This window comes from Stenotrophomonas maltophilia group sp. Smal13, assembly GCF_030236855.1.
In the GTDB taxonomy this organism is placed as follows: Bacteria; Pseudomonadota; Gammaproteobacteria; order Xanthomonadales; family Xanthomonadaceae; genus Stenotrophomonas; species Stenotrophomonas maltophilia_A.
Genome location: NZ_JASJSQ010000072.1, coordinates 1 through 25924 on the forward strand (window position 1 = coordinate 1; position 25924 = coordinate 25924).

The following is a 25924-nucleotide window of genomic DNA, read 5'->3' on the forward strand; positions in this document are numbered from 1 at the left end:
TCACCACCTGCGCCCACTGCGGCGGCGCGGTGCGGATCGTCGCCAGCATCGAAGACCCCAAGGCCATTCGCGCCATCCTCGCCCACTTCGAGAAACACGGCGCGCTGGAGCAAGCGCACTACCGGCCCGCAGCGCGCGCGCCGCCGCCGGCCGCGTGACGAGGTGCCGGCCACACAGCCGGCAGCCAAGCCAGAGTCGGATCCGATGCGGCCACGACCCCGCAGGGCTGCGCTCGGCCCTGTGCCGGGATTCGGTGAGAAATGGCTACGCACTGAGCCGCTGCGTGGCCCCGCGATGTCGAAAACCCACGCATGAACCCCCGATCTGTGCCCGATCTGTGCCCAAAGCGGCGCTTGCGCGGCCGCTTCCTACCCGCCAGACTCGCCAAAAAGGGCGGTTGAACTTCCTATACCCACCTCTGGTGGGCAAAACCAACAAAGCTCGATAAATCCGCTGCCGTTTACTAGGGCCTGTTAACACATCCTCAGTCCATCAGCGACGAGCACGAAGCTGATGAAGCCCAGGAACATGAGGTCGAGTTTCTCGAACCGCGAGAAGATACGGCGATAGCCTTTGAGTCGACGGAACAACCGCTCCACCTCATTGCGGCGCTTGTACATCTCGCGGTCGTAGTCCCACGGTTCGATCCGCGTCTTCATTGGTGGCACCACCGGAATGAAACCCAGATCCAGTGCCAGCTGCCGTGTCTCGTTGCCTTCGTAGGCACGGTCCATCAACAAATGCACCGGTCTGCTGGTCGGCCCAAGACTGCTGAGCAGGCGCCGGCCTTCGGGTGCGTCGTGCGCCTGCCCAGGCGAGAGGCAAAACGTCACGGCCGTTCGAGCATCCGCGGCAACCATATGAATCTTGGTGTTCCATCCGCCTCGGGACTTTCCGATGGACTGCGGACCTTTTTTTTAGTGCCCCTGTGCCGTCGGGATGGACCTTGATGCTTGTGGAGTCCAGCGAGACGGCTTCGATCCTGATACGCACGACTTGCGCACGCTGCAACTCCTCGAACATGCGATCCAGGACGCCAGCTTTGGTCCAGCGATTCATGCGCGTGTAAATCGTGTGCCAGTTGCCGAAGCGTTTGGGCAGTCCGCGCCACTTGCAACCATGTTCGGCCACATAGAGGATCGCATTGACCACCTGCAGATTGCTCAGGCTGACGTTGCCACGCTGCCTGGGCAGGCAGTGTTCAATGGTAGCGAATTGTTCGGGCGTGATCTCCATGTCGGAGATTTTCTGGCGCAATCGTCGCCGTCGCCATTAGTGTTAACACGCCCTAATGAAGCAGTCGGACCCAGTAACCCGGGGTGCAACGGCCGAACTGATTGACGAGCTGAGCTGCGGCATCACGCTTAGTCCCGAACCGACGCGCGTGGCAACGGAAGTGGCGCATTTCCTCCATGCGAATGTTGGGCACAGCGTTCATCCATTGGAACACTTGGTCTGGACCAAGGTCCCGTACATCCTGGGTGTCCAGCATCCAGTGGCCACAGCCTTCCCAGAGGATGAGCGACTCGTCATTCAGAAGGCGTTCTTCGACCACCTCTGGGAGGTTTCTTTATCGACGATGGTTGAGACCATCGGGGACGCTTGGCCGCCCGCCTCGCCATTCGTCGACATTGCCGATCGGCTGAATCGTGACAACGCGGCGCACGCTCCGTCGATGAAGAGCTTCGCGCAGGTCTATCGCGACGAGATTAATGGTGTCTTGGAACTCGCAGCTCCGATCGCCGCCGAGGTGCTGCACGACATGGCCGTGAAGTCGCTCGGCCTCGGCATCCAACCTTCAGCAGATGAGCGGGAAGGAATCACGAGGCAGTGTCTCGGCTTGCTACGGGCAGCAGTCCGGAAGCCAGTCGGTCGGCGTGCTCTGCGCACGCTGCAAGTTGGTGCTCTGTTGCATGCGGCGCTACGCTGGAATCGCACGCAGAAGCTGAATGCCAACGACATATTCGACTTTCATCATGCCGGCGCTGCGTTAGGCTACTGCGATGTCCTTTTGACGGACGGGCCTATGCACACGCTTCTGACGCAGCGGCACTTGAGCATCGAACGCGATTTCCCGTGCCGGGTCATGTCTTCCGTTGAAGAGGCAGCCACTTGGGTTCGGCATCGCATCGCATGATGGGTCGAAAGAAGCTCTCGTATGCGGAATCACAGCGCGAGGCGAGAGGATGAAGTTCGGCCCCTTGTTCGGTATGATTAAAGCTGATTGATGATGAGCCGATGCCGCGCAAACCCGCGCCAGGAAAGGGCGTGTTTCCCTGACGGTAAAAGCGGCGGTATGGGCCTATGTCGATCAAAGCCAAACCCTTTAACCACGCGGACTTGCGTGGCTTGTTGATGATCGAGTGGGAGTGAAATTGCGGGTGTGATGCAGTTAGAGAAAAGGCGCTGCGGCGCCTTTTCTCTTTGCAGCAGTGATATCTTCGTGTCCGCAGAATTCATAGCATTGGGCGGGTGTCGGGCTCCGAACGACTTAGCCAGCCTGAGGCTGAATTCCTTAAGTTTCCACCCGGGCGGGAAGGGGGCAGGGTATTGCGCAGTTGAGGTAAAGCTTGGCAGGCGCATGGAATAGGATGCGGGATTGATTGCTGGGCGGCGGGCGATGGGTAGAAGCAACGGGCAATGCCGACATGGAAGGAGCAACATCCTATGAATAAGCAGGCGCTCAGCGAACGTGACATCTGCACCAAGTTCATCACGCCAGCGCTAGAAGGGGCTGGATGGGACGTCCTGACCCAGGTACGCGAAGAGTTTCTGCTGACCAAGGGGCGCATTATCGTGCGCGGCAAACTGCACACACGTGGTCAGCACAAGCGCGCCGACTACGTGCTGTTCCACAAGCCCAACCTGCCCATTGCCGTCATCGAAGCCAAGGACAACAAGCATGCCATCGGCTCGGGTATGCAACAGGCCCTCGGCTATGCCGAAATGCTGCAAGTGCCTTTCGTATTCAGCAGCAATGGAGATGGCTTCCTGTTCCACAACAAGATCGCCAAGGACGGTGTGATCGAGCGCGAACTGAGCCTGGATGAGTTCCCCAGTGCCGATACGCTGTGGCAATGGTGGGCAGAGCATCAAGGGCTGAGCACACAGCAACAGGCCCTGGTAGCCCAGGACTACTACAGCGACGGTAGCAACAAGACGCCCCGTTACTACCAATTGCTCGCCATCAACAAGACCATCGAGGCGATTGCCAAAGAGCAGAAGCGCATTCTGCTGGTGATGGCCACGGGCACAGGCAAGACCTATACCGCCTTCCAGATCATCTGGCGGTTGTGGAAGTCGCGTGCCAAGAAACGCATCCTGTTCCTGGCTGACCGCAACATCCTGGTCGATCAGACCATGACCAACGACTTCAAGCCGTTCGGCGCAGCGATGACCAAGATCCAGAAGCGGCAGGCCAACAAGTCGTATGAGATCTACCTGTCGCTTTACCAGGCCGTTACCGGTAACGAAGAAGAACGGAACATCTACAAGCAGTTCAGCCCGGAATTCTTCGATCTGATCGTGATCGACGAATGCCACCGAGGCAGCGCCGCCGAAGATTCGGCCTGGCGCGAGATCCTGACGTATTTCCATTCCGCCACACAGATTGGCCTGACCGCTACGCCCAAGGAAACCAAGGACGTATCCAACATCGACTACTTCGGTGAGCCCATCTATACCTACTCGCTACGCCAGGGCATCGACGATGGCTTTCTCGCGCCCTACAAGGTGGTGCGCATCGACCTGGACAAAGACCTGACCGGCTGGCGTCCCGACAAGGGCATGCTCGACAAGCACGGCAACGAGATCGAAGACCGAATCTATAACCAGCGTGATTTTGACAAGACGCTTGTGCTGGAACAGCGCACGCACGTGGTGGCGCGCAAGATCAGCGAATACCTGAAAGCCAGCAACCGCTTCGACAAGACCATCGTCTTCTGCGACAACATCGACCATGCCGAACGCATGCGCCAGGCGCTGGTCAACGAAAACGCCGACCTTGTGGCGCAGAACCACCGCTATGTCGTGCGCATCACCGGCGACAACGAAGAAGGCAAGATGGAGTTGGACAACTTCATCTTCCCGGAAAGCAAATACCCCGTCATCGCGACCACTTCTAAGCTGATGACCACGGGCGTCGATGCTCAGACCTGCAAGCTCATCGTGCTGGATCAGCGCATCCAGTCGATGACCGAATTCAAGCAGATCATCGGTCGCGGAACGCGTATCAACGAGGACTTCGACAAGTACTGGTTCACCATCCTTGATTTCAAGAAGGCGACCGAGCTGTTCGCCGATCCGGCTTTCGATGGCGATCCCGTGCAGATTTATGAGCCAGGCCCAGGCGAGTCACCACTTCCTCCAGATGAAGAAGATGGGGAGGCGTCGCCTGACGATGAATTCACCTATCCCACGCCGGATGACAACCCCACGTACCCCGGTGGCGTAGCCGAACCGCTGCCAGGTGAGGAAGGCAGCAACGTGCGCCGTTACGTTGTCGCCAACGTCGAGGTCAAGGTGGTGGCCGAGCGGGTGCAGTATTTCGACGCCAACGGCAAACTGATCACCGAGTCCCTGAAGGATTACACCCGCAATACCCTGGCCAAGGAGTTCGCGTCGCTCGACGATTTCCTGCGCCATTGGAGCAAGGCCGAGAAGAAGCAGGCCATCATCGATGAGCTGGCTCATCAGGGCATCTTCTTCGAGGCTTTGGCCGACGAGGTAGACAAGCAATCAGGCAAGGATTTCGACCCTTTCGATCTGCTATGCCACGTGGCCTGGGATCAACCCCCTCTCACGCGCAAGGAGCGGGCTGAGCAGGTCAAGAAGCGCCATTACTTCGCCAAGTACGGCGAGCAAGCGCAGAAGGTACTCGAAGCCCTGCTCGACAAGTATGCCGACGAAGGCGTGGCCGCCATCGAGGAAACGCAGATCCTCGCCATCGCCCCCTTCAACCGCCTGGGCACACCGATCGAACTGGTGCGTGCCTTTGGCGGCAAGACCCAATACCAGCAGGCCGTTGGCGAGCTCGAGCGTGAGCTCTACCGCGCCTGATCAGAACTAGACCCAGGAAGTATTCATGTCACTTGCAACTCTCATCAAAGCTATCCAGGACATCATGCGCAAGGATGTCGGCGTCGATGGCGACGCCCAGCGCATCAGCCAGATCTGCTGGTTATTGTTCCTGAAGATCTTTGACGACAAGGAACAGGAGTGGGAACTCACCCAGTCCAGCTACCGCTCACCGCTACAAAGCCGCTTTCGCTGGAGCAACTGGGCCAAGGATCCGGAAGGTATGACCGGTGAAGAGCTGATCGACTTCGTCAACAACGATCTCTTCCCGTCCTTGAAACAGCTTGCCACCAAGGCGGGCGTGTCCGCGCAAGGCCGGGTGATCGGCTCGGTGTTCGAGGATGCCTACAACTACATGAAGTCCGGCACGCTGCTGCGCCAGGTGATCAACACCATCGAAGAAGACGTGGATTTCAACTCGTCCAGCGACCGGCACTTGTTCAACGACATCTACGAGAAAATCCTCGCCGACCTGCAGTCGGCTGGCAACGCGGGCGAGTACTACACCCCGCGTGCGGTCACGCAGTTCATGGTCGATATCCTCGACCCGAAACTCGGCGAAAGCATCCTCGACCCGGCCTGCGGCACGGGCGGCTTCCTGACCTGCGCCATCGAACACCTCAAGAAGCAGGTCAAGACGCCGGATGACAACCGGCTGCTGCAAGAGAACATCCATGGCGTCGAGAAGAAACCCCTGCCGCACATGCTGGCCATGACCAACATGATGCTGCACGGCATCGACGTGCCTACCCGGATCCGCCACGACAACACGCTCTCTCGCCCCTTCAAGGACTATGGCCCGCGCGACCGGGTGGACATCATCATTACCAACCCACCCTTCGGTGGCATGGAAGAGGATGGCATCGAGAAGAATTTCCTCGCCAAGCATCAAACCCGCGAGACCGCCGATCTGTTCATGGCGTTGATCATGCACCTGCTCAGGCACGACACGGGCCGTGCCGCCGTGGTGCTGCCGGATGGCTTCCTGTTCGGCGAGGGGGTGAAAACCACGCTCAAGCGCGAGCTGCTGGAAGAGTTCAACCTGCACACCATCGTGCGCCTGCCCAAAGGCGTGTTTGCCCCCTATACCAGCATCGCCACCAACATCTTGTTCTTCGAGAAGGGCGGTCCCACAAGGGACGTATGGTTCTTTGAACATCCCTACCCGGAAGGCTATAAGAGCTATTCCCGTTCCAAGCCGTTGACAATTGAGGAATTCGACCGCGAAAAAGCCTGGTGGGGCGGCCCACAACGCAAGGGACGCAAGACCACCGAGCATGCCTGGAAGGTCTCGGCCAAGGATCTTGCCGCTCGCAGCTACAACCTGGACTGCAAGAACCCGCACGAGGTGGCTGTCGACGTTGGTGTCCCCGACGCGTTGATGGCCGAATATCAGGACATCACTCGCCAGTTGCACGCCGCCCAGCAGGCGCTGAAAACCGAACTGCTGGCCGCCCTTAAGGCGACCAGCGGGGAGGCAGGGTGAGCGACTGGCTCGTCTTCCTTGTTCCAGCTCCGGAAAGTTACGCCAACTGGTTGGTTGAGCTGAAGAACCGCGTCCATGAAGCCCAACATCGGGCCGCGCTGGCCGTTAACCGCGAGCTGGTACCGCTCTACCGGCAGATCGGCCTTGACTCCTTGTTGCGGCAGGCCGAGCAAGGCTGGGGACCCAAGATCATCGAGCGTCTGGCACAAGACCTGAGGGCAACCTTTGCCGAGATGAAGGGCTATTCCCGCGCCAAGCTGATGTACATGCGTTCCTTCGCCGATGCCAGGCGGGACGCGGCAATTGTCCAACAGACTGTTGGACAACTGCCCCGGGGCCTGCCCCTGGTGTTGCTGGCCAGGCTGACGCAGCCAGAGCAACGCTTGGCCTATGCTCAGCGTGCCGTGGAGCACGGCCGGTCACGCACCACATTGGAAATCCATATCGAATCTCGCCCGCTGGAGCGGGAAGGCCTGGCGATCACCAACTTCGCCGACCATCTCCTCGCGCCGGGAACCTATCTGGCTCGGGATGCCCTCAAGGATCCCTATTTGTTCGACCTCTTGGATGTCGGCCAGGAGGCTAACGAACGGGAAATCGAGTCAACGCTGGTCAAGCGCATCACCCGGTTTCTGCTGGAAATGGTTGCGGGCTTTGCCTTCGTCGGCTGCCAAGTTCATCTGGAAGTCGGCGGTGACGACTTCTACATCGACCTGCTGTTCTACCACCTCAAACTGCGTTGCTACGTGGCCATCGAGCTTAAAGCCGAGAGGTCCAAACCAGAATACTTGGGTCAGTTGAGCTTCTACCTCACCGCCGTTGATATGCAGATCAAGGCCGAACAGGACAACCCCACTATCGGCCCGTTGCTGTGCAAAGGAAGAACACCGTGGTAGCCAAATACGCACTGCGCGAGAAGATCCAGCCTATCGGCGTGGCGGAATACCAATTGATCGAATCTCTGCCTGAAGAACTGCAAACCAGCCTGCCCAGCATCGGGCAGATCGAGCGCGAACTGGGGGGCGAGCATGAATAAGCACACCGTCGGACTGCTGGAAAATCACTTCGAAACTGCCTTTTCTGCACCTGATGGCTTAAAGAAACTGCGTGAGCTGATTCTGACGCTGGCCATGCAGGGCAAGTTAGTTCCGCGAGATCCGAGCGAGCAACCTGTCGGTGAATTGCTAAAAGAAATTGAGGCTGAAAAGCAGCGGCTGGTGAAGGAGGGTAAGAAGAAAAAATCTAAGCCACTCTCCCCCGTGACGGAGCAGGAGAGACCTTACGCACTACCGAAGGCATGGAGGTGGGTGCGGTTTGGAGAAATTGCCCAGCATAACTCTGGCAAAACTCTTGATGGTGGCAGAAATACTGGGGTTCCGAGGAGATACATCACTACATCGAATGTTTATTGGGGGGAATTTCAGCTCAATAACGTCCGCGAAATGCTAATTCGTGAAGATGAGTTAGATAAATGCTCGGCACGAAAAGGCGACTTGCTCATCTGTGAAGGTGGTGAGGCGGGGCGCGCCGCTGTCTGGGAGTTGCCCGAGGAAATCTGTTTCCAGAACCACGTGCATCGTGCTCGGCTATACAGGGGGGTTAATCAGTATTTTGCTTTTCGATTCTTCGAGAAGATTAATGCTAGCGGAGAAATAAGTAATTATAGAAAAGGGGTTGGTATATCGAATATGTCGAGCAAGGCACTTGCCTCGATTGCCTTCCCCCTGCCTCCGAGCTTGGAGCAACACCGTATCGTCGCCAAAATAGACGAACTGATGGCGCGTTGCGATGAACTTGAAAAGCTGCGTACTGCACAGCAGGGAGCGTGCCTCGCCGTTCATGCCGCTGCCATCAAGCAACTGCTGAACATCGCTGAACCTGGGCAGCACCAGCGCGCCCATGCCTTCCTCGCCGAACACTTCGGTGAGCTCTACACCGTCAAGGAAAACGTCGCAGAGCTCCGCAAGGCCATTCTGCAACTGGCGGTGATGGGCAAACTTGTCCCGCAAAGTCCGGTCGACCCGCCTGCCAGTGAGCTGCTGCAAGAAATCGAAGCTGAGAGACGGCGATTGGTGGAGGAGGGAAAGATCAGAAAGATGGCGCCATTACCGCCGGTAACGGAGGAAGAGAAGCCTTATGCATTGCCGCAGGGGTGGGAGTGGGTACGGTTGGGAGAGTTGGGAATTACCCAAACTGGAACTACGCCGCCGAGCAATGATCGTGAGAACTATGGAGACTACATTCCATTTATCGGGCCCGGAGATATCAAAAATAATGGCATTGATTGCTCTGGAAACGGTTTATCGGAGCGTGGTCTGCTGAGGGGGCGCTTGATTGATAAAGGTTCTGTCTTGATGGTCTGCATCGGTGGTAGTATTGGAAAGCACGCCATTGCTGAACAAAATATTTCTTGCAATCAGCAAATCAACACATTGACGCCATATAATCACGCATCGGGGAAGTATCTCTTCTATATAATGGCCTCCGCTTATTTCCAGAGTGCAGTGAATAGTCGCGCGGGTGGCTCAGCGACACCTATCATAAATAAAAAAAAATGGTCAGGAATTCCCGTTCCTTTTGCCTCTGTATCTGAACAGTGTCGCATCGTCTCCCGCATAGACCAGTTAATGGATCTATGCGATGCGCTCGATCAGCAGATTGATTCCGCCACTACCAAGCAAGCCCAACTGCTTGGCGCAGTGATGGCGCAGTTGTAGGGAAATGCTATGCGTCTGACATCGCTCACTATAAGCCAATACAAGAACCTCCTGGATTTTTCCCTAAACTTCGACAGCAAGAGCTTTATTGATGTCTTCGTTGGCAAGAACGGCAGTGGCAAGTCAAATCTTTTCGAGGCTATGGTTGATATTTTCCGCCACATGTACGAGTTCGACAGAGGGAATAGCGACATTGGTTTCGACTACACCATCAAATATGAAATCGACAGCAAGGAAACTGAAATCGCTTGGAGGGAAGGTAAGCTCAGCATCAACGGCAAAGAGCGGGCTACTATTGGTAAGACGCCATTGCCAGACAATGTGCTGATGTATTATTCCGGTCACAACAACACCGTCGCCGATCTGGTGCAGCGGTACGAGGGTGGCTTCCGTAAGCGAATTAAGGGTGCAAATCTTGACGAAAGCCGCCGATTTATCGGCGTTGGACAGGAGTACAGGGCACTTTTGCTATGTGTTTTGCTGACGCAACCAGCGAGCAACACGGCACGGCATTTTGTTGCTCAGAAGCTGGGAATAGAGAGTACCGGCACTGACTTGAAACTGGTGTTGCAGCGGCCATCATTTGCCGCTGGTGCACTCAAGGCCCTTGGTGCGGACAGTATCGAGAACTTTGATCCTCGTACCCACTATTGGGGTTCGGACGGCATCACGCGCGACTTTCTGGAGAAACTGGTCGCCTGTGTCAAGGGTGAGTTTAATCACAGCGACGTATTTGATGCAGATAAAGACAGCTATCAGATACCCGTCAACATTGAGCTGTTTCAGCAGAGCTTTGCCGATGAGTCGATGTCGGAAATATTTCGCCAGTTCGATAATTTAAAGACGCTGGGTATGCTGGCGGATATATCGATCCCGCTCACCCTGAGCAATGGATTGAATGCGGCTATTACTCATTTCAGCGATGGTCAGTTTCAGTCTATCTACATCTACTCGATCGTTGAGTTGTTCAAAGACCGTAATTGCCTGATCTTGCTGGATGAGCCGGATGCTTTTCTCCACCCGGAATGGCAGTTTGATTTTCTGCGGCAAGTTTTCGACATCACAGGTCCGGCAGTGAAATCCAGCCATGTCTTGATGAGTAGTCACAGTGCTGTAACGCTTATTCCTCATGGCAAGAAGAAGATTAAATTTTTTGACATCAAGGACAATCAGGCGAACTGCTATGACTTGCCGAAAGCAATTGCAATCAAGAGGCTGAGCGCGGATTTAATAAAATATTCCGAGCAGGAGCAGTTGCTAAGTATTATCAATGCAATTCAGATAGAGCGAAAGCCTGTGCTATTTACTGAGGGTAGTACTGATCCGATCATCCTCAAGGAGGCTTGGTACAAGCTATACGATGAGGAGATGCCCTTCATTCCCTTCTATGCGTTCAGCTGCACATATATCAACCAGCTTCTAACCGATAATCGTATTCACGGCGAAATGGGTGGCCTTCCAATATTTGCCCTATTTGACTTCGACAAGGCCTATAACCAATGGAATGGCTTAGATGGTGATGTGTTGATGGCTGACCCAGTACAAGGCCTGATCAAGAAGTGGAAAAATGGTGAGTCCTACGCGTTTATGCTTCCGGTTCCGCCTCACGCAGATATTCAGAGGCAAGTCATTAAAAATGCGGCAATAGGTGAAACCTTCGGTGGCGAATCATGTTGCGAGATCGAGCATCTTTTCTACGGATATGATGCTGCTGCAGATTATTACCAGCAAGAGCCGTGTCCTGGAGGTAGCAAGGAGGCATTCAAGTCAGATAGGGATAAAACAACTTTTGCAAAGGCGGTCGTGCCGCTGCTGCCCAGAGTTTCTTTTGAGCCGCTTAGGCCGCTTTTTGAGTTCATTGCGGGGAAATGCCGGGCGTAAGTAATAGGTTGTTGTCTCATTAAATGGGTGCCGGTCCGTGACGAAGGGATTGGACCTAACGGGGCGTTCAATGATCAGTTGGACGGATTCTTGATTCGCCTGCGCAATCCCGTCGTTTGCTGATTTAGTTTGGAAGGCGGTAGAGGGAGGTCAATGAACGACCCTAAAGTCGAGGCTTCTTGGCCCCAGTTCTTCGTTGGGGCGAGTCACGATTTGTTTGAGGAAATCGGGAGAGATCAAAAGAGCCTTGGCCAGATCCGCGAAGCTAGTCCCGTGGGCATTTCTTAATACGTACAGCGACTTGGGGGTGAGTTCACTGATCTCATTCGCGATCAAGCCATCCTCCGCCTCTTCAATCGCTTCCCCCCGGTTTTTCAAGGTGATGATCGCACTGCGGTACTGATTTTCTTCGATAAGATCCAAGGAACGGGCCCGATAGACGATCGCAGCCTTGCTCGCGCCAAAGGCCAGCTTAAGCTGCCGGATGCCAGCCCAGTCCAGGCGTGTTCCCTCCCTGGGGAAGGCTTTCGCAAAAGTGGATCTGGGCAGGAGGAATGCAGACGCAAAGCGATTTGCCTCCGTTTCAGTCTTTCGGTCGCCGGTCACTTGCCCCTCATTAAGCACCAAATGGCCTAGCTCATGGGCAATGTCAAATCTTTGCCTGAAGTGGCTCTTCTTCGCATCGTTTCGAACGATGATCGGCCGCTTCGAGGCAATCGAAAGAGCATCCACCTGCGCAGAAGCTTCGTTGAAGAACGCAACAACGATGCCCGCGCGCTCGACCACCCGAACCATGTGAGAAATCGGACCGAGTCCGAGCCCCCAGTGCACACGCGTGAGTTCGGCCGCACGCTCAATCTGCTCGGCGCTCGTGCAGTTCGAATGGTCGGGGATGTTCACCTCTGGAAGCCGAACTCGCTTGGCAATAAAGTCAACGACTTGGCCAAAAATGCTTCCTCTGGCCAGCACCATTTGGCGCGTACTTGCTTTGGTTGCGGCTGGCTTGCGAAAGTGGGCTTGCTCCTCGTGGACTTGCTCGCGCTCGCTGCGAAACAAGAAATCTGGATGCACTTCAACGACGTTGGCTAAGGCTTGGACGATGGCATCGGATCGGCCTGGCTTGGCCTTTCCAGTTTCCAACTGAGAGATGAACTGCCGGGTGGTGGAGATCGCGTCTGCGATCTCCTGCAACGTCATTCCCCAGAAGTGGCGGGCAGTGCGCAACTGAGCGCCATTGAACACGGGTTGATGGCGATTAGGAAACAGGGCGTTCATTCAAGTTCGTTCGAGCAGGTACTTCTGGGATCAGTTAATAGTTGGCTGAGGCGTGCTCGGCGTCCAACTGGTCTTCCATCGAGTCGTAGATGGCATCCAAGTCAATGGGAGCCAGCTCGGCAGCACGAGGGATATCGGCATCGGTGGAATGGAAAGCACGAACCGATTCGGGGAACTGCCATTTGGCTAGGATGTTCCCATAGCCGTCATAGCCCACGAAAAAGACCTTGCTCTCATCATCTTCGGACTTGGCGCGTTCCACGATGAAGCGCCACAGCGTGGGCATCCCGAATACGCAGAAGCCTTCGCCGGCGGATGAAGTCTGGCTCATCTCGGAGAACTGGATTGCTTCCGCTTCGGTCGGACTCAAGATTCTTCGTTTCGACGGCTTGCTGTGATCTGCGATGATGAAGAAGCGCACAGGCACAGAGCCAACACCCACGATCAGATCGTTGCCGGTATGGCGAATGGTTAGCCAGTCGTGGGAGCGAGAGCCGGCCAAGAGAAGTAGCGCGTTCTTGATCCAGCCCCAAGAGAGAACGGCACAGGTCCAGGCGCAGTCCAGCTCAGTGCTGATAGCTTCTGCGGCCTTCGCGAGGACTTCAAGCATGCGGTGTCGGCATTGAGGGTGGGGCAGTGCGCGGTGTGCTTTGTCTCCTCTGTCAAAGTGCCGCGGCCGGAAGAGACGGTCGAAGGCAATTCCAAGAGAGGGGGAGGGCTTGGACGGCGAGTGTTTGGGTGGCAATTACGTGAGGCAGAGGGATGAGGCTTGGAGTACTGCGAAGTTGCTGGTGGGCTCTGAGTTCGTTACTCCGGCCTAACTTCATGACAAGCCCACTCAACCAACCCCCGGCACGCCAGAAACAACCCATCAACAACTCCCTCATCCAAATGCCGCTCCGGCTCCGCTGCAACCCGGCAGCGATCGGCCGCGTGCAGCAGTTCCAGTACCGTCAGCGCCCCGACCATCGCGCGCTCACTCCTCGCCAGGCTCACACGTCGGCCGGGCGATACGTCGGTTTCCGGCCAAGGGTGTCCATCTGCTCCCTCGCATCCACGCATGCGCTTGAGGATGCCGAGCAGGGAGTTCAGGTCGGGCAGGGGAGTGTCGTCGTTGATGGGTTCAACAACGGTGTACGAGGAGAAGGTGTCGGATTCGTTCATGGCGTCGGCTTCCGTGGCTGTGCTTAACAGCGCCACCGCGAAGAGGGTGGCGGACGATGCGTGGCTGCAAACCGGAAGAAGCGATGTCATAAACCGGTGGGCCCGAAAGCCCCCACGCACCGCCCGCCAGAAAGGCCGACGGATTGCCCGCCGGCACCGGTTAAGGACGGTGCCGACGGGCAAGCGCAAACTACAGACATCGCTTTCTTCGGGTTTGCAGACCCGAGCCACCCGTTTTCGGTGGCGCGCCATGGTGTTAACGCCGCCGCTTCGAATGCCAATAGAAATTCGCGAAGGAATCGCGGAATCCGAGAGCGAAGAACTATTGTTGCACGCGCCCTTCGTGCAGCACGCGACGCCGGCAGACGCATCGCGCAGCTGCGCTGCTGATAGCGAAACAAAGTGGCGCAATCGCCCATGCCACACGCAATTAGCGCGATGGCCTTCTTTGCAACAGTTCTTAGTCCGCCTCGCCAAGCAACGGCGCGTGATCAGCCACACACTCCGAAAAGCGGTTCAAACCCGACATCGGCAGTGCGTCTCGCGGCTTCAACCAACGCGATCCTCAGCCGCGCTCGCATTCCCCACCAGCAACTCAATCATCGCCCGCGCCGCTGCCGACTGGCGCCGATGCGGCGCATAGATCACCGAGAACGGCCGCGATCTCCCGCGCAGCTGCGGCAGCACTTCCACCAGCTGCCCACGCAGCATCCGCTCGCGCACGATGAACGCATAACTCTGGCAGATGCCGATGCCCTGTTCGGCCAGCGACACCACGCCCAGCACATCGTCGGAGGTCTCGATGGACGATCGCGGCAGCCAGTCCATGTCGTGCCCGCCGTCGCGGAAGATCCACGGCGCCAGCCGCCCGGTGCGCGGCATCACGAAGGGCAGGCACAGGTGCTGCTGCAGGTCGTCCAGCGTCTGCGGCGTGCCGCGGCGTTGCAGGTAGTCCGGCGCGGCCACCAGCAGCAGCGGCGCGTCTTCCAGCTTCCGCCCCACCAGCCCGCTGTCCGGCAGCTGGCCCAGGCGGATGGCCAGGTCGAAGCCTTCGGCCACCAGGTCCACGTTGCGGTTGGTGATGTTCAGTTCCACCTGTACCTGCGGGTACTGCTGCGCAAAGCGCGCCAGCACGGGCGGCAGCCGGTAGTGGCCATAGGTGGTGGGCACGCTCAGGCGCACGCGGCCGGCCAGCGCACCGTCCTGGGCCAGTACGTCGCGCTCGGCATCGTCCAACAAGCCGAAGGCGGTGCGCACCTGTTCCCGATAGAGCCGCCCGGCGTCGGTCAGGCCCACGCGGCGGGTGGTCCGCTGCAGCAGCTGCCGGCCCAGCCGCGCTTCCAGGCGGGTGACCGCGCGGCTCAGCACCGAGGGCGTGGTGGACAGCGCCACCGCGCCCGCGGTGAACGAGCCGTGCTCGACCACCGCCAGGAACACCTCCACATCGCCCAGGTAGTCGAACTTTCGGCTCATTTGGCTCTCCGGAGAACAGATGTTTTGCGATGGGGCCAATTTATCGCCGCTGGGGCGATGAATAAAGTGGCCGCCATTCCCCGATAGGAGCTATCCCATGAACCTGATGACCCGGCTGGCCGCAGCGCTGGCCCTGACCCTGGCCGCCAGCGGCGCGCATGCCGCCAACGTGCTGGTGGTGCTGTCCGACGAAAACCACCTGGACCTGAAGGACGGCAAGGTGCTGTCCACCGGCTTCTATCTCAACGAGCTGATGCAGCCGGTCAAGCTGCTGCTGGACGCGGGCCACGAGGTGACCTTCGCCACGCCGCAGGGGCGGGCGCCGACGGTGGACGCGTCCTCGGTGACGCCGGCGTACTTCGGCAACGATGCCGCGCAGCTGAAACTGCACAAGGAATTGCTGGAGAAGCTGGCGCTGACCTCCCCGACGGCCTCGCCGGTGGTCAGCCTGGCGCGCATCGAGCAGCAGGGCTACGCGCGATTCGATGCGGTCTACATTCCCGGTGGCCACGCGCCGATGCAGGACCTGCTGAAGAGCCCGGCGCTGGGCCGGCTGCTGGCCGACTTCCACCAGCGCAACAAGACCACCGCGCTGGTCTGCCACGGGCCGATCGCGCTGCTGTCCACGTTGCCGGATGCTGCGGGTTTCGTGGCAAAGCTGGAAGCGGGCGCGACGCCGGCCACGCCGAAGTGGATCTACAGCGGCTACCAGATGACGGTGATCAGCAACCAGGAAGAGGAGCAGGCCAAGCCGCTGCTGGGCGGCGGTGAGATGAAGTTCTACCCGCAGACCGCGCTGCAGCGGGCGGGTGCGCGGTTCAGCAGCAATGCCGCGCCGTGGACCGGGCATGTGGTGGTGGACCGTGAGCTGATTACCGGGCAGAACCCGGCTTCGGCGCTGGAGGTGGGGCAGCGGTTGGTGGAGCGGTTGAAGTAAGGCGGGCTCTGCATCGCATACGGTGCCGTGGCACCATGGTGGGCTGACCTCGTCCTTCCGGGCGGGGCCGTTTTCCCAGGGAAGCCCTCGAACACGACATGCGAACGTCTTTTTTCATTCTCTCCGCCCTGTGCCTTGGCCTGCTGTCTGGCTGTGCCAGTGGCCCGGAGGAGCACACTTCAAGCCGCGAGATCGCGGGTGCGTTCGTGGCCGACGATGGCCAGCTGTACCTGCTGCCGCGCTATGACGAGCCGATGCGCTTCAATGCCGCGCCGTTCCGCGAGTACCGCTCGCTGATGGACAGCCCGCTACGCGAGGCGGTGGCCTGCGCGCAGATGTACTTCCATGAGGATTGGCGCGACCCGGCCAACAAGGTCAAGGTGCACGGCAGCTATGCGCTGCTGCTGCGGCCGGAGCAGGTGACGCCGGAACAGGCCGCGCAGTTCAAGCTGGAGCGGATTGAGGTGCTTCCGCGCGAGGCGAAGTATGTGGATGAGCGTGCGCGCTACTACCTGCCGCAGGATCGGAGCCGCTACGCGCTGGCGTTTGATCGGGCCTGCAATCTTTCAAAGAAGGGTGGCAGCTATTACAGCGCGCTGTTCGAGGGCGACGGCGAGCGGGTGAAGTTGCCGGACGCTGCTGCGTTGGCGGAGAAGGGGAAGCTGGCACAGCCGATCAATGCGCGGGCGCAGCGGATCCTGCCGGAGAGGGAGGACAAGCCGGGTGTGGGGACGGCGGCCGGCAAGGTGCTGGGCGCGGCGTTGATTCCTGTGGCGGTTCCGGTGTTTGTGTTGAGCCTGCCGTTCCTGGGGCCGGATCATTGGAAGTGATGGGGCCTTGAGGGAGAGCCATCCACGCGTGGCGTGGATCTACTTGGGCATCGCCCGAAAGTTCATCCTGGAGATCTGTGTGCCCAGCACGCTGGAAACTGTTTTGAAGACCGTAGGCTTCATTGTCCTCGCGGCACTTCCGTTGGTGATCCTCTGGTTCACCCTTCGGCGAATGTCGGCAACTGCTCGCTCGTCCGTGAAATCGGGGCTGCGTTTGGATCCCCCTCGCCGGATCTCCGGTACATCCATGACCTTGGTGATGGTGGATGGCAAAGAGGATCGGGAGCACTACTTCTTTGATGCGGCGTCCTTTTACCTGCGGCGTGGGCCGGTGCCTACGGCGGTTCCTCTTTCGCAGATCACCTCAGTCACACGAACGTCTGACAGGATCTACGGGCGCTATGTCTGGCAGGTGTGCTTCAGCAAAGCATCGGGCAGAAAGTGCGTGACGTTCACCAACAGACTGACGCTGTTCAATCGGGATTTCCTGCTGTTCCTTGAGGCGGTGCGGAAGGCCAACCCACTGGCGACCGTTGAGCGGGCAAGCGTCATCTTCTAGAGCGTGTTTGAAGTTCGGTATGAACAGTGTCACTGCAATGGCATCACAGCGCGCAGCTCCTGTTCGGCCAATGTGATCGATGAGAAATGGGCGTTTGTTGCGCGCTATCTGATACTGAAGCATTCTCATGCGTGGCAGTGCAAGTATGATCTGCGATGAACACGCAAAGCCCGCAACATAGAACGAGGCCCGCTCGTTTCTGCGCGCGATGCGAAGCGTGGGCCTTATCACCTGTGACGAAGACGCATTTGAGGCAATTGTCGAGACGATTTACGTTTAAGGCATGCGGTCAATCTCTGCGGAGTAGTTCCTGATGATGTGCCGATCGACGCTGGACGTATCCCTGATTCACGCCTACGCGCTTCCTCTCCGCATAGATGCTTCAAGGATCACGCTGCCTCACCGGCAACTTGGAACGAGCACCGGTGGCGTTGAGCTTGGCAAGTTCCGCATGCACAGCGGTCGCAACGTCTTCGTGCTGCGCACGGACCGTAGCTCTGTTCTCGTCACAGCCAGAGGGGATACTGACTTGATTCTGGACCGACGTCTTCACGAACAGCTCAAAGCATGCTTGGATCAGGTACGTGAGACCGGCGGCCATCGAGGAAGATTGCAATGATCAGCAGGAAGTACTGGTTTACCAGGAAAAAGTACGGATGGGGTTGGGGGATGCCGTGCGCGTGGCAGGGCTGGCTTGTGTACGCAGTCGCATTCGGCCTGCTGCTGGCAGGTCCGTTTCTGTTCTCTCCATTTCGCGAGCCCATCGCGTTTCAGCTCTACACGTGGGCCGTAGTGTTGGTCCTTGTCCTTATCTGCTGGATGAAAGGCGCTCCGCCCGGTTGGAGGTGGGGGGAGTAGAACGGCCGCAGAAGCTATTTTCGGACGTGTTCGATCCGCCGGGCAAAGCATGGATGCATTGCCCTTGTGGGAGTCGGACAGTATCGCCAGCAAGCCACGGCTGCGCCCCCTCTGAGGTGTACCGTCCGTTTTGAATGAACGCTGGATACTTCCCTCGGCGGGTACCGAACGCGTTCTAACCGTTGATTGACCAAGGTAGCGTCGCTTAAAGGGGGCGCCGGTGAAGCTACACTGACCACCTACGCCCGATGGAAGCTCGCCCATGTTCTCTGGAAAGGTTGCGGTGGTTACCGGCTCCACCAGCGGTATCGGACTTGGTATCGCCACGGCGCTGGCGCGACAAGGCGCGGACATCGTGCTGAATGGCTTCGGCGATGCAGCGGAGATTGAACGCATCCGTACCAACCTGGAAACCGAGTTCGGTGTTCGCGTGGCGCATGACGGTGCCGACCTGTCCCGTGGCGAGGCGGTGCGCGGACTGATCGATCGCGCCGTCGCGACGATGGGCCGCATCGACATCCTGGTGAACAATGCCGGCATCCAGCACACCGCGTCGATCGAGGAGTTTCCGGTCGAGAAGTGGGATGCGATCCTGGCGCTGAATCTCTCGGCGGTGTTTCATGCCACGGCGGCGGCCTTGCCCCACATGAAGCAGCAGGGCGCCGGCCGCATCATCAACATCGCATCCGTGCACGGGTTGGTGGGCTCGGTGAACAAGTCGGCCTATGTGGCGGCCAAGCATGGCGTGGTCGGGTTCACCAAGGTGACCGCGCTGGAGAATGCGGGCACCGGCATCACCGCCAATGCCATCTGCCCGGGCTGGGTGCGAACGGCGCTGGTCGAGCAGCAGATCACCGCGTTGGCCGAGCGCGAGGGCACGGATCAGGAGACCGCTGCGCGTGCGCTGCTGGCTGAAAAACAGCCGTCGTTGCAGTTCGTGACGCCCGAGCAGCTGGGCGAGGTGGTGGTGTTCCTGGCTTCGGACGCGACGGCGCAGATCACCGGCACGGCGTTGCCGGTGGATGGGGGTTGGACGGCCCGCTAGCGGACCGGCATCGGCCGCGTTGCCGACGCCGCAGCGGCCAAGGCGCCTGCGGCGTCGTCCCGGCGCAGCCGTTTACTGCGGCTTGGCAAACACATCCAATCCCTTGCCGGTCTCCAACAACGACTTCAGGCTCGACAGCACGATCGGCCAGCCCTGGCGGATGCCGGTATCCATGCCGCTGCCCGGTTCCAGTTCGTCGTGGGTGACGGTCAGCCGCACCATGTCCTGGTAGGGCACGATGTCGAAGGTGACGCGGCTGTAGGCGTCCGGGTTCTCCGCCTGCGAGGCGGCGGCCCAGGTGATGACCAGCCGCGAGGGTGGGGTGCTTTCCACCACTTCGCCGACCAGCTCGACCGAGCGCGTTTCGTTGGCGCGCACATGCTGCCAGCGCGAGCCGGGTTTCCAGTCCGAGACGTTCTCGTGGCCCCAGTAGCGGCTGGCGATCTCGGGGCGGGTGATGGCCTCGAACACCTTCTGCGGCGTGGAGGCGATGTAGATCACGTGGATGAAGCGGGTGGACTCTGCGGACATCGTCATTCTCCTTCCAGTTCTCGTTTCAGGTCATGCAGCAGGCCCAGGCGCTGCTGCTCGAACTTGCGTACCCAGCGCTCGTAGACTTCGTGCAGGGGCACCGGGTTGATGAAGTGCAGCTTCTCGCGGCCGCGGCGCACGGTGCTGATCAGGTTGGCGTCTTCCAGCAGGCCCAGGTGCTGGGTGACCGATTGCCGGGCCATGTCCAGGTGCTCGCACAACTGGCCGAGCGTCTGCCCGTTGTCTTCGCAGAGCAGATCCAGCAGCGTCCTGCGCGTGGGGTCGGCCAGTGCCTTGAACACCTTGTCTGCATTCATGCGGGGCGTCTTCAGTTCCAGTTGTCGATCCTGATGTCGTGTGGGTTGGGCTGGCCCTTGCCGGATTCCACCAGCGCTTTGAGGCTGAGCAGGAACACCGCCCACTTGGTGCTGCAGTGGGAGGTGAACTCGACGCGCTCTTTCCAGCCCTCGTGGGTGAACAGGACGATGCAGTAGTCGCCCTCCTGCTTCAGCAGGAAGCGTGCGTGGGTGCCGATCCATTCGGCGGGGCCGGCGAGGAACCGCCAAAGCACGAGCTCGCCTGGAACAAGCTGCTCAAGTTTCATTTCCATGGCGCCGATTTCCTGGCCGTTGTTCGTGAAGCGCACCTTGACCGAGCCGCCGGCCACGCGGTCACCATGGGTGTCTTCGGCCCACCAGGCGGCGACGCCTTCGGGGGTTGCCAAGGCCTCGTACACTTGGCTTGCATGGGCCTTGATGCCGACCCTGTGTGCGATATCGACCATTGCAGGTTCCCCGCGTGGGCGGACAGGCGCCGTCCTTGGGTGGACTATAGGCAGGTAAATACCTGCATGTCAAATCCGGTGGACGGGGGGCTGGATCAATACACTGGGCACCTGCCAGGCATGGCCTGGCACTACTGGATCTACGGGACGTCAAGGAGTGCAGGCATGACTGAAGCAGGAAAGGAAATCTTGAACATCCGCCGCGCCAACGTAGACGATGCCCCTGCGGTGCTGATGCTCTTCGACGAAGTCATCGAATGGTTCGTGTCGATCGGCAACCTGCAGCAATGGGGCAGTGAGCCATGGTCCACGATGCCGCGCCGGATCACCCAGGTGACCGATGCGTGCGCGCTGCCGGGTGCATGGGTGGCGCAGAACGAGCAGGGTGACGTGCGCGCGTTCCTGGCGCTGGGCGAGTCGATGCCCTATGTGCCTGCGCCCACCGGCCCGGAACTGTATGTACGGGTACTGGTGGCATCGCGTGATGCGCGCGTGCGTGGCATCGGCCGGCGCCTGATGGCCTTTGCCGATGAGCAGGCGCGCGCTGCCGGGCTCGACCATCTGCGTGTGGACTGCTACGGCGGTGGCAACGGTGATCTGGTGCGCTTCTATGAGTCCTGCGGCTACACGCGCATCGCGCCGTTCACTGTGGATGGCTGGCCGGGCATGCTGCTGGGGCGACAGCTCTGACGTGGCTGCGTCACTGGGTCGCAGCCTGTGTGCAGGAAACGGTACATCGGTTCGGCGCTAGAGTAGGGGCATGACCTGCATGGAATGGCTGTGTCATTCCACTGCGGGTTCCTGATGACCCCCTCCAGGAAGGAGCAACGCATGTACTACAGCAGTGGCAACTACGAAGCCTTCGCGCGCCCGCGCAAGCCCGCCGGTGTCGATGGCAAGCGGGCTTGGTTCGTCGGTTCGGGCCTGGCCTCGCTGGCCGGCGCCGCGTTCCTGGTGCGCGACGGCCGCATGGCCGGTGAGCGCATCACCATTCTCGAGCAGCAGCAGATTCCGGGCGGCGCGCTGGATGGCCTGAAGGTGCCGGAGAAGGGTTTCGTGATCCGCGGCGGCCGCGAGATGGAAGACCACTTCGAGTGCCTGTGGGATCTGTTCCGCTCGATTCCGTCGCTGGAGATTGAAGATGCCAGCGTGCTGGACGAGTTCTACTGGTTGAACAAGGACGACCCGAACTATTCGCTGCAGCGTGCCACGATCAATCGCGGCGAAGATGCGCACACCGACGGCCTGTTCACCCTGACCGAGCAGGCGCAGAAGGACATCATCGCGCTGTTCCTGGCCACCCGGCAGGAGATGGAGAACAAGCGCATCGACGAGGTGCTGGGTCGCGATTTCCTGGACAGCAACTTCTGGCTGTACTGGCGCACCATGTTCGCCTTCGAGGAATGGCATTCGGCGCTGGAGATGAAGCTGTACCTGCATCGCTTCATCCATCATATCGGCGGCCTGCCGGATTTCTCGGCATTGAAGTTCACCAAGTACAACCAGTACGAATCGCTGGTGCTGCCGCTGGTGAAGTGGCTGCAGGACCAGGGCGTGGTGTTCCAGTACGGGACCGAGGTGACCGATGTTGACTTTGATCTGGCAGCCGGCCGCAAGCAGGCCACGCGCATCCACTGGACGCGCGAGGGCGTGGCGGGTGGCGTGGATCTGAGCGCAGATGACCTTGTTTTCATGACGATCGGTTCGTTGACCGAGAACTCGGACAACGGCGACCACCACACGGCTGCGCGTTTGAATGAAGGCGCGGCGCCGGCCTGGGATCTGTGGCGCCGCATCGCCGCGAAGGATGAGGCCTTTGGCCGCCCGGATGTGTTCGGCGCGCACATTCCGCAGACCAAGTGGGAATCGGCGACGGTGACCACGCTGGATGCACGCATTCCGGCCTACATCCAGAAGATCGCCAAGCGCGACCCGTTCAGTGGCAAGGTGGTGACCGGCGGCATCGTCAGTGTGCGCGATTCGCGCTGGTTGATGAGCTGGACCGTGAACCGCCAGCCGCATTTCAAGAACCAGCCCAAGGACCAGATCGTGGTCTGGGTGTATTCGCTGTTCGTGGATACGCCCGGAGACTACGTGAAGAAGCCAATGCAGGACTGCACCGGCGAAGAGGTCACCCGCGAGTGGCTGTACCACCTGGGCGTGCCGGTGGAGGAGATCGACGAATTGGCCGCGACCGGCGCGAAGACGGTGCCGGTGATGATGCCGTACATCACCGCGTTCTTCATGCCGCGCCAGGCCGGTGATCGGCCGGACGTGGTGCCGGAGGGTGCGGTGAACTTCGCCTTCATCGGACAGTTCGCCGAATCGAAGCAGCGCGACTGTATCTTCACCACCGAGTATTCGGTGCGCACACCGATGGAAGCGGTGTACACACTGCTTGGGATCGAGCGCGGTGTGCCCGAGGTGTTCAATTCCACCTATGACGTGCGCTCGCTGCTGGCCGCCACCGGTCGCCTGCGCGATGGCAAGGAGCTGGATATTCCCGGGCCTGCGTTCCTGCGCAACCTGCTGATGAACAAGCTGGACAAGACCCAGATCGGTGGCCTGCTGCGCGAGTTCAAGCTGGTACAGGAGGACTGAGCGCGCGTCAGTGTGGAGGGGAGCGCGCCGGCAAGGCCGCGGATCAGTCGGCCAGCACGGTTCCCGCTCCTTCGCCATAGGTTGCCCTGGCGCTGCCACACACCGCGTAGGTGGCAGCGCTGGCTGGCAGGCCAGTGGCCTTGATGCCGCGCCGCGAATCGCCGTCAAACACTTCAGCGTAGCGTTCGGCGGCCAGCGCGTCATCGGGCAGCATGTACAGCAGGACGCGCTGCAATGTGGACTGCCCGTGCAGTGGCTGCGGCTGCCGGAACGCGGGCACCTGCACGCGCGCGCTGTGCCACCGCGTCGGCGCGTCTGCAGTCTGCCAGCGCACCTGCAGGGGCAGGTTGAGCGGCAATAGCGCGGGGCTGACCGGGTAGCCGTAGGCCGTGCAATCCCGGGGCGCTTCCGGGATGTTCGCGATGGCCCCGTCGCCGATGTCCAGTGTGAGGCCATTGATTTCCATCCGCAGGATGGGCGCACTGCCGTAGTTGTGGATCTTGAACAGCGTCAGGCCTTCGAAGCGGCTGCGCTCCAGATCATCGGTGGTGAAGCCACTGAAGCGTGCGAGCGCGGGCGCGACCTCTACGTGATCGCTGTAGTGGTAGTAGATATGCACGAGCTCGGGTGTACCCGCGCGTCGCCAGGCCGCGTTGAATGGCGCAAGGTCAGGGTAGGTCCGACGGACCAGCGGCACATCGGTGACGGCGCGATCTCCAGACGGTGTGGCGTAACGGTAGTGGTCGACGGAGCGCTTCAGGCGCGCTTGTTCATACGGGAAGGCCCTGTCTGCATCGGACTGCGGGGTGGGGTAGCGGTGGAAGGCCAGGAAGCGCTGGGGCGTTTCGCCCTGCATGGGCAGGTCCGGGCCAGCGCCAGAACCGGTGGATGCATACGGCGAGGTGTCCAGCCAAAGGCGTTGCCCGCTGAGGTTGACGTGCAGCTCGGCGATGGACGCGCGTGAGCCGCCGGCCAGGCTGTCCACACTGCCTTGCAGGGCGTGCCACAGTGGGATGATGAGCATGGCGGCGGCGGTCGGCACGAACATCAGCACGTGTATGCGGCCCGGCACGTGCCCGCGCTGACGCGCCATGTAGCGCAGCCAGGCCAGCAGAAGCACCAGCAGCAGCGGGACGCCGGCCCATATCGCGATGGTGGCCAGCGCCACGACGCCCCAACCCAGGTTGGGGGTAGCCACGGCAACCAACGAGAGCGTGGCGATCAGCGCCGCCAACACCAGCGATACGCCGATTCCAAAGCGATAGGTCCTGTAGGGGCTGTCGGTCATCACCGGTCCGTCGGCAGTGCGGGGCATGCCCCTATAGTGCAGTGGTGGTGATGGCGTGGAAAGTCGTCGAAGAAGAGGGCGGGGGGCCTTGCCTGCCGGCCAGGGGCCGGCACTACCCGGGGCTCAGCAGCCGACCAGACGGTCCGCACTGATGCCGTTGCGATGCTGGCTGCGGTACTCGGTGGGGCTGGCATCGACCTGGCCACGGAAGTGCCGACGGAACGACTCCTGCGAACCAAAGCCGGCCTGCTCGGCAATCCACTGCAGTGGCCGGTCGGTGGTTTCCAGCAGCTCACGCGCGAAGGCCACACGCTCGCGGATCAGCCAATCGATGGGCGACAGGCCGGTGGCTTCCAGGAACTGCCGTTGCAGGGTGCGCTGGCTGAGTGCGGCCTGCTCGGCGAGGCTGCCTAGCGAATGTGGCTCGCGCAGGTTACGGCGCATCCACTCCATCAGCTTCGCCAACCGCGTGGGCTCGCCGTTGGGGATGGCCCGGCTGACGCGCTGGCTGCGCCCGGCATCACGCCAAGGTGCCAACACCAATCGCTCGGCCACCAGATTAGCCACGCGCGCGCCGTAATCCTTGCGCACCATGTGCAGCATCATGTCCATGCCGGTGGCCGAGCCGGCCGAGGTGATGATGCTGCCGGTGTCCACGTACAGCACATCCTCGCGCACGTCGATGCGTGGGAAGTCGCGTGCCAGCGCTTCGGTGAGGCGCCAGTGAGTGGTGGCCTCGCGGCCATCGAGCAGCCCGGCCCAGGCCAGCACGAACGCACCGGAGCAGATCGACGCGATGCGTGCGCCGCGTGCATGGGCGCGGCGCAGTGCATCGAGCAGGGCCTGCGGCGGACGTTCGCTGGGTTCGCGCCAACCGGGGATGACGATGATGTCGGCGTCATCGACGCTCCTTAGATCGTAGGGCAGCTGCACCTGGGTGCTGCCGAGCATGCGCAGTGCGCCGGGTTCGCCCGCGCACAGCTGGGTGCGGTACCAGGCCACGCCCAGTTCAGGCCGTATCGGTGCGAACAGGCCGACCGCACAGCCGAACTCGAACAGCCCCTGGCCGTGGCAAGCGACGATGGCGACGAGTGGTGCGGCGGGATCGGCGGAAGGGCTGTGCATGGCCTGATGCTACGGGTGGTGGTGCGTGGCGCAGAGTGGTGCGCGGGCATGAGGTGATGCCGGTGGAGCATGTAGAGCCGAGCCATGCTCGGCTGCTCTTTGTGGCTCAATTGAATGGGCTTCGTCTGGCATTGAGCCAAGCATGGGCTTGGCTCTACAGAGAGCAGCGCACCGGCGCTGCTGCCTAACGTCATTACCAGCGGTCATGTGGGTGGCCGGATGTTACGGCTGGGTGACGCGATCCCGCCTGTCGCGGTGGGTGAACAGGCCCTTGAATGGAAGCGTGTTTCCGGC

General features: G+C 60.1%; 23 protein-coding genes. 13 read left to right on the top strand and 10 right to left on the bottom strand.

Annotation, left to right across the window (positions count from 1 at the left end; all coding sequences use genetic code 11):
- Nucleotides 1–473: 473 nt before the first annotated feature.
- Nucleotides 474–1236, bottom strand: a protein-coding gene (locus QRO95_RS19155) for an IS5 family transposase (RefSeq protein WP_150359743.1) whose coding sequence is annotated in 2 segments (ribosomal slippage) — nucleotides 474–912 and nucleotides 911–1236 — 765 coding nt in all. Because the reading frame shifts where the segments join, the coding sequence is not laid out codon by codon here.
- A 55-nt stretch (nucleotides 1237–1291) separates the two neighbouring features.
- On the opposite strand from QRO95_RS19155, the gene QRO95_RS19160 reads away from it, so the two are divergent.
- From QRO95_RS19160 to QRO95_RS19190, 7 genes are all read left to right on the top strand, one after another.
- A complete protein-coding gene (locus QRO95_RS19160; RefSeq protein ID WP_052914393.1) occupies nucleotides 1292–2137 on the top strand; it encodes a hypothetical protein in 846 nt (281 codons plus the stop codon).
- Between the two features lie 530 nt (nucleotides 2138–2667).
- Nucleotides 2668–5058: an EcoAI/FtnUII family type I restriction enzme subunit R gene (gene hsdR, locus QRO95_RS19165; protein ID WP_285303219.1), complete on the top strand. Its 2391-nt coding sequence runs from the start codon at nucleotides 2668–2670 to the stop codon at nucleotides 5056–5058.
- 25 nt (nucleotides 5059–5083) lie between these two features.
- Nucleotides 5084–6562: a class I SAM-dependent DNA methyltransferase gene (locus QRO95_RS19170; protein ID WP_285303220.1), complete on the top strand. Its 1479-nt coding sequence runs from the start codon at nucleotides 5084–5086 to the stop codon at nucleotides 6560–6562.
- On the top strand, nucleotides 6559–7458 hold the full coding sequence (locus tag QRO95_RS19175) for a YhcG family protein (protein WP_285303221.1): 900 nt from the start codon (nucleotides 6559–6561) through the stop codon (nucleotides 7456–7458). The genes QRO95_RS19170 and QRO95_RS19175 overlap by 4 nt, the downstream gene beginning before the upstream one ends.
- Entirely contained in the window at nucleotides 7452–7598 is a 147-nt protein-coding gene (locus QRO95_RS25400) for a hypothetical protein (RefSeq protein WP_285303222.1), read from the top strand. Before QRO95_RS19175 ends, QRO95_RS25400 begins: the two co-directional genes overlap by 7 nt.
- Nucleotides 7591–9279, top strand: a complete 1689-nt coding sequence (locus tag QRO95_RS19185) for a restriction endonuclease subunit S (protein WP_285303223.1) — start codon at nucleotides 7591–7593, stop codon at nucleotides 9277–9279. The genes QRO95_RS25400 and QRO95_RS19185 overlap by 8 nt, the downstream gene beginning before the upstream one ends.
- 9 nt (nucleotides 9280–9288) lie before the next feature.
- On the top strand, nucleotides 9289–11160 hold the full coding sequence (locus tag QRO95_RS19190; protein WP_285303224.1) for an AAA family ATPase: 1872 nt from the start codon (nucleotides 9289–9291) through the stop codon (nucleotides 11158–11160).
- A gap of 150 nt (nucleotides 11161–11310) precedes the next feature.
- Here the strand turns inward: QRO95_RS19190 and QRO95_RS19195 are convergent, their stop codons facing one another.
- From QRO95_RS19195 to QRO95_RS19210, 4 genes are all read right to left on the bottom strand, one after another.
- Nucleotides 11311–12435, bottom strand: coding sequence for an XRE family transcriptional regulator (locus QRO95_RS19195; protein WP_285303226.1), 1125 nt, complete (start codon nucleotides 12433–12435; stop codon nucleotides 11311–11313).
- A 34-nt stretch (nucleotides 12436–12469) separates the two neighbouring features.
- Entirely contained in the window at nucleotides 12470–13045 is a 576-nt protein-coding gene (locus tag QRO95_RS19200) for a hypothetical protein (protein ID WP_285303227.1), read from the bottom strand.
- 197 nt (nucleotides 13046–13242) lie between these two features.
- Nucleotides 13243–13599: a hypothetical protein gene (locus QRO95_RS19205; protein ID WP_159360045.1), complete on the bottom strand. Its 357-nt coding sequence runs from the start codon at nucleotides 13597–13599 to the stop codon at nucleotides 13243–13245.
- Nucleotides 13600–14148: 549 nt separating this feature from the next.
- Nucleotides 14149–15072, bottom strand: a complete 924-nt coding sequence (locus QRO95_RS19210) for a LysR family transcriptional regulator (RefSeq protein ID WP_285303228.1) — start codon at nucleotides 15070–15072, stop codon at nucleotides 14149–14151.
- Nucleotides 15073–15169: 97 nt separating this feature from the next.
- On the opposite strand from QRO95_RS19210, the gene QRO95_RS19215 reads away from it, so the two are divergent.
- From QRO95_RS19215 to QRO95_RS19230, 4 genes are all read left to right on the top strand, one after another.
- On the top strand, nucleotides 15170–16009 hold the full coding sequence (locus tag QRO95_RS19215) for a type 1 glutamine amidotransferase domain-containing protein (RefSeq protein WP_285303229.1): 840 nt from the start codon (nucleotides 15170–15172) through the stop codon (nucleotides 16007–16009).
- A gap of 98 nt (nucleotides 16010–16107) precedes the next feature.
- Nucleotides 16108–16839: a hypothetical protein gene (locus QRO95_RS19220; RefSeq protein ID WP_285303230.1), complete on the top strand. Its 732-nt coding sequence runs from the start codon at nucleotides 16108–16110 to the stop codon at nucleotides 16837–16839.
- A 28-nt stretch (nucleotides 16840–16867) separates the two neighbouring features.
- Entirely contained in the window at nucleotides 16868–17398 is a 531-nt protein-coding gene (locus QRO95_RS19225) for a hypothetical protein (protein WP_285303231.1), read from the top strand.
- A gap of 1120 nt (nucleotides 17399–18518) precedes the next feature.
- Nucleotides 18519–19301 (top strand): 3-hydroxybutyrate dehydrogenase, encoded by a 783-nt coding sequence (locus QRO95_RS19230; protein WP_285303232.1) that lies wholly within the window; start codon nucleotides 18519–18521, stop codon nucleotides 19299–19301.
- Between the two features lie 72 nt (nucleotides 19302–19373).
- Here the strand turns inward: QRO95_RS19230 and QRO95_RS19235 are convergent, their stop codons facing one another.
- Genes QRO95_RS19235 through QRO95_RS19245 form a run of 3 tightly spaced genes read right to left on the bottom strand, consistent with a single transcriptional unit; the run spans nucleotide 19374 to nucleotide 20616 of the window.
- On the bottom strand, nucleotides 19374–19832 hold the full coding sequence (locus tag QRO95_RS19235) for an SRPBCC family protein (protein WP_032129304.1): 459 nt from the start codon (nucleotides 19830–19832) through the stop codon (nucleotides 19374–19376).
- A 2-nt stretch (nucleotides 19833–19834) separates the two neighbouring features.
- Nucleotides 19835–20149 (bottom strand): helix-turn-helix transcriptional regulator, encoded by a 315-nt coding sequence (locus QRO95_RS19240; protein WP_049421295.1) that lies wholly within the window; start codon nucleotides 20147–20149, stop codon nucleotides 19835–19837.
- A gap of 11 nt (nucleotides 20150–20160) precedes the next feature.
- On the bottom strand, nucleotides 20161–20616 hold the full coding sequence (locus QRO95_RS19245) for an SRPBCC domain-containing protein (protein WP_285303234.1): 456 nt from the start codon (nucleotides 20614–20616) through the stop codon (nucleotides 20161–20163).
- A gap of 165 nt (nucleotides 20617–20781) precedes the next feature.
- On the opposite strand from QRO95_RS19245, the gene QRO95_RS19250 reads away from it, so the two are divergent.
- Together QRO95_RS19250 and QRO95_RS19255 are read left to right on the top strand one after the other, a co-directional pair.
- Nucleotides 20782–21306 carry a GNAT family N-acetyltransferase gene (locus QRO95_RS19250; protein ID WP_285303235.1) on the top strand — a complete coding sequence of 175 codons (525 nt, stop codon included), beginning with the start codon at nucleotides 20782–20784 and terminating at the stop codon, nucleotides 21304–21306.
- Nucleotides 21307–21447: 141 nt separating this feature from the next.
- A complete protein-coding gene (locus QRO95_RS19255; RefSeq protein ID WP_032129307.1) occupies nucleotides 21448–23217 on the top strand; it encodes an oleate hydratase in 1770 nt (589 codons plus the stop codon).
- 43 nt (nucleotides 23218–23260) lie between these two features.
- On the opposite strand, the gene QRO95_RS19260 is transcribed toward QRO95_RS19255, so the two are convergent.
- Both QRO95_RS19260 and ftrA read right to left on the bottom strand, forming a co-directional pair.
- On the bottom strand, nucleotides 23261–24532 hold the full coding sequence (locus QRO95_RS19260) for a hypothetical protein (protein ID WP_285303236.1): 1272 nt from the start codon (nucleotides 24530–24532) through the stop codon (nucleotides 23261–23263).
- Nucleotides 24533–24628: 96 nt separating this feature from the next.
- Nucleotides 24629–25630, bottom strand: coding sequence for a transcriptional regulator FtrA (ftrA, locus tag QRO95_RS19265; RefSeq protein WP_285303237.1), 1002 nt, complete (start codon nucleotides 25628–25630; stop codon nucleotides 24629–24631).
- Between the last annotated feature and the right edge of the window lie 294 nt (nucleotides 25631–25924).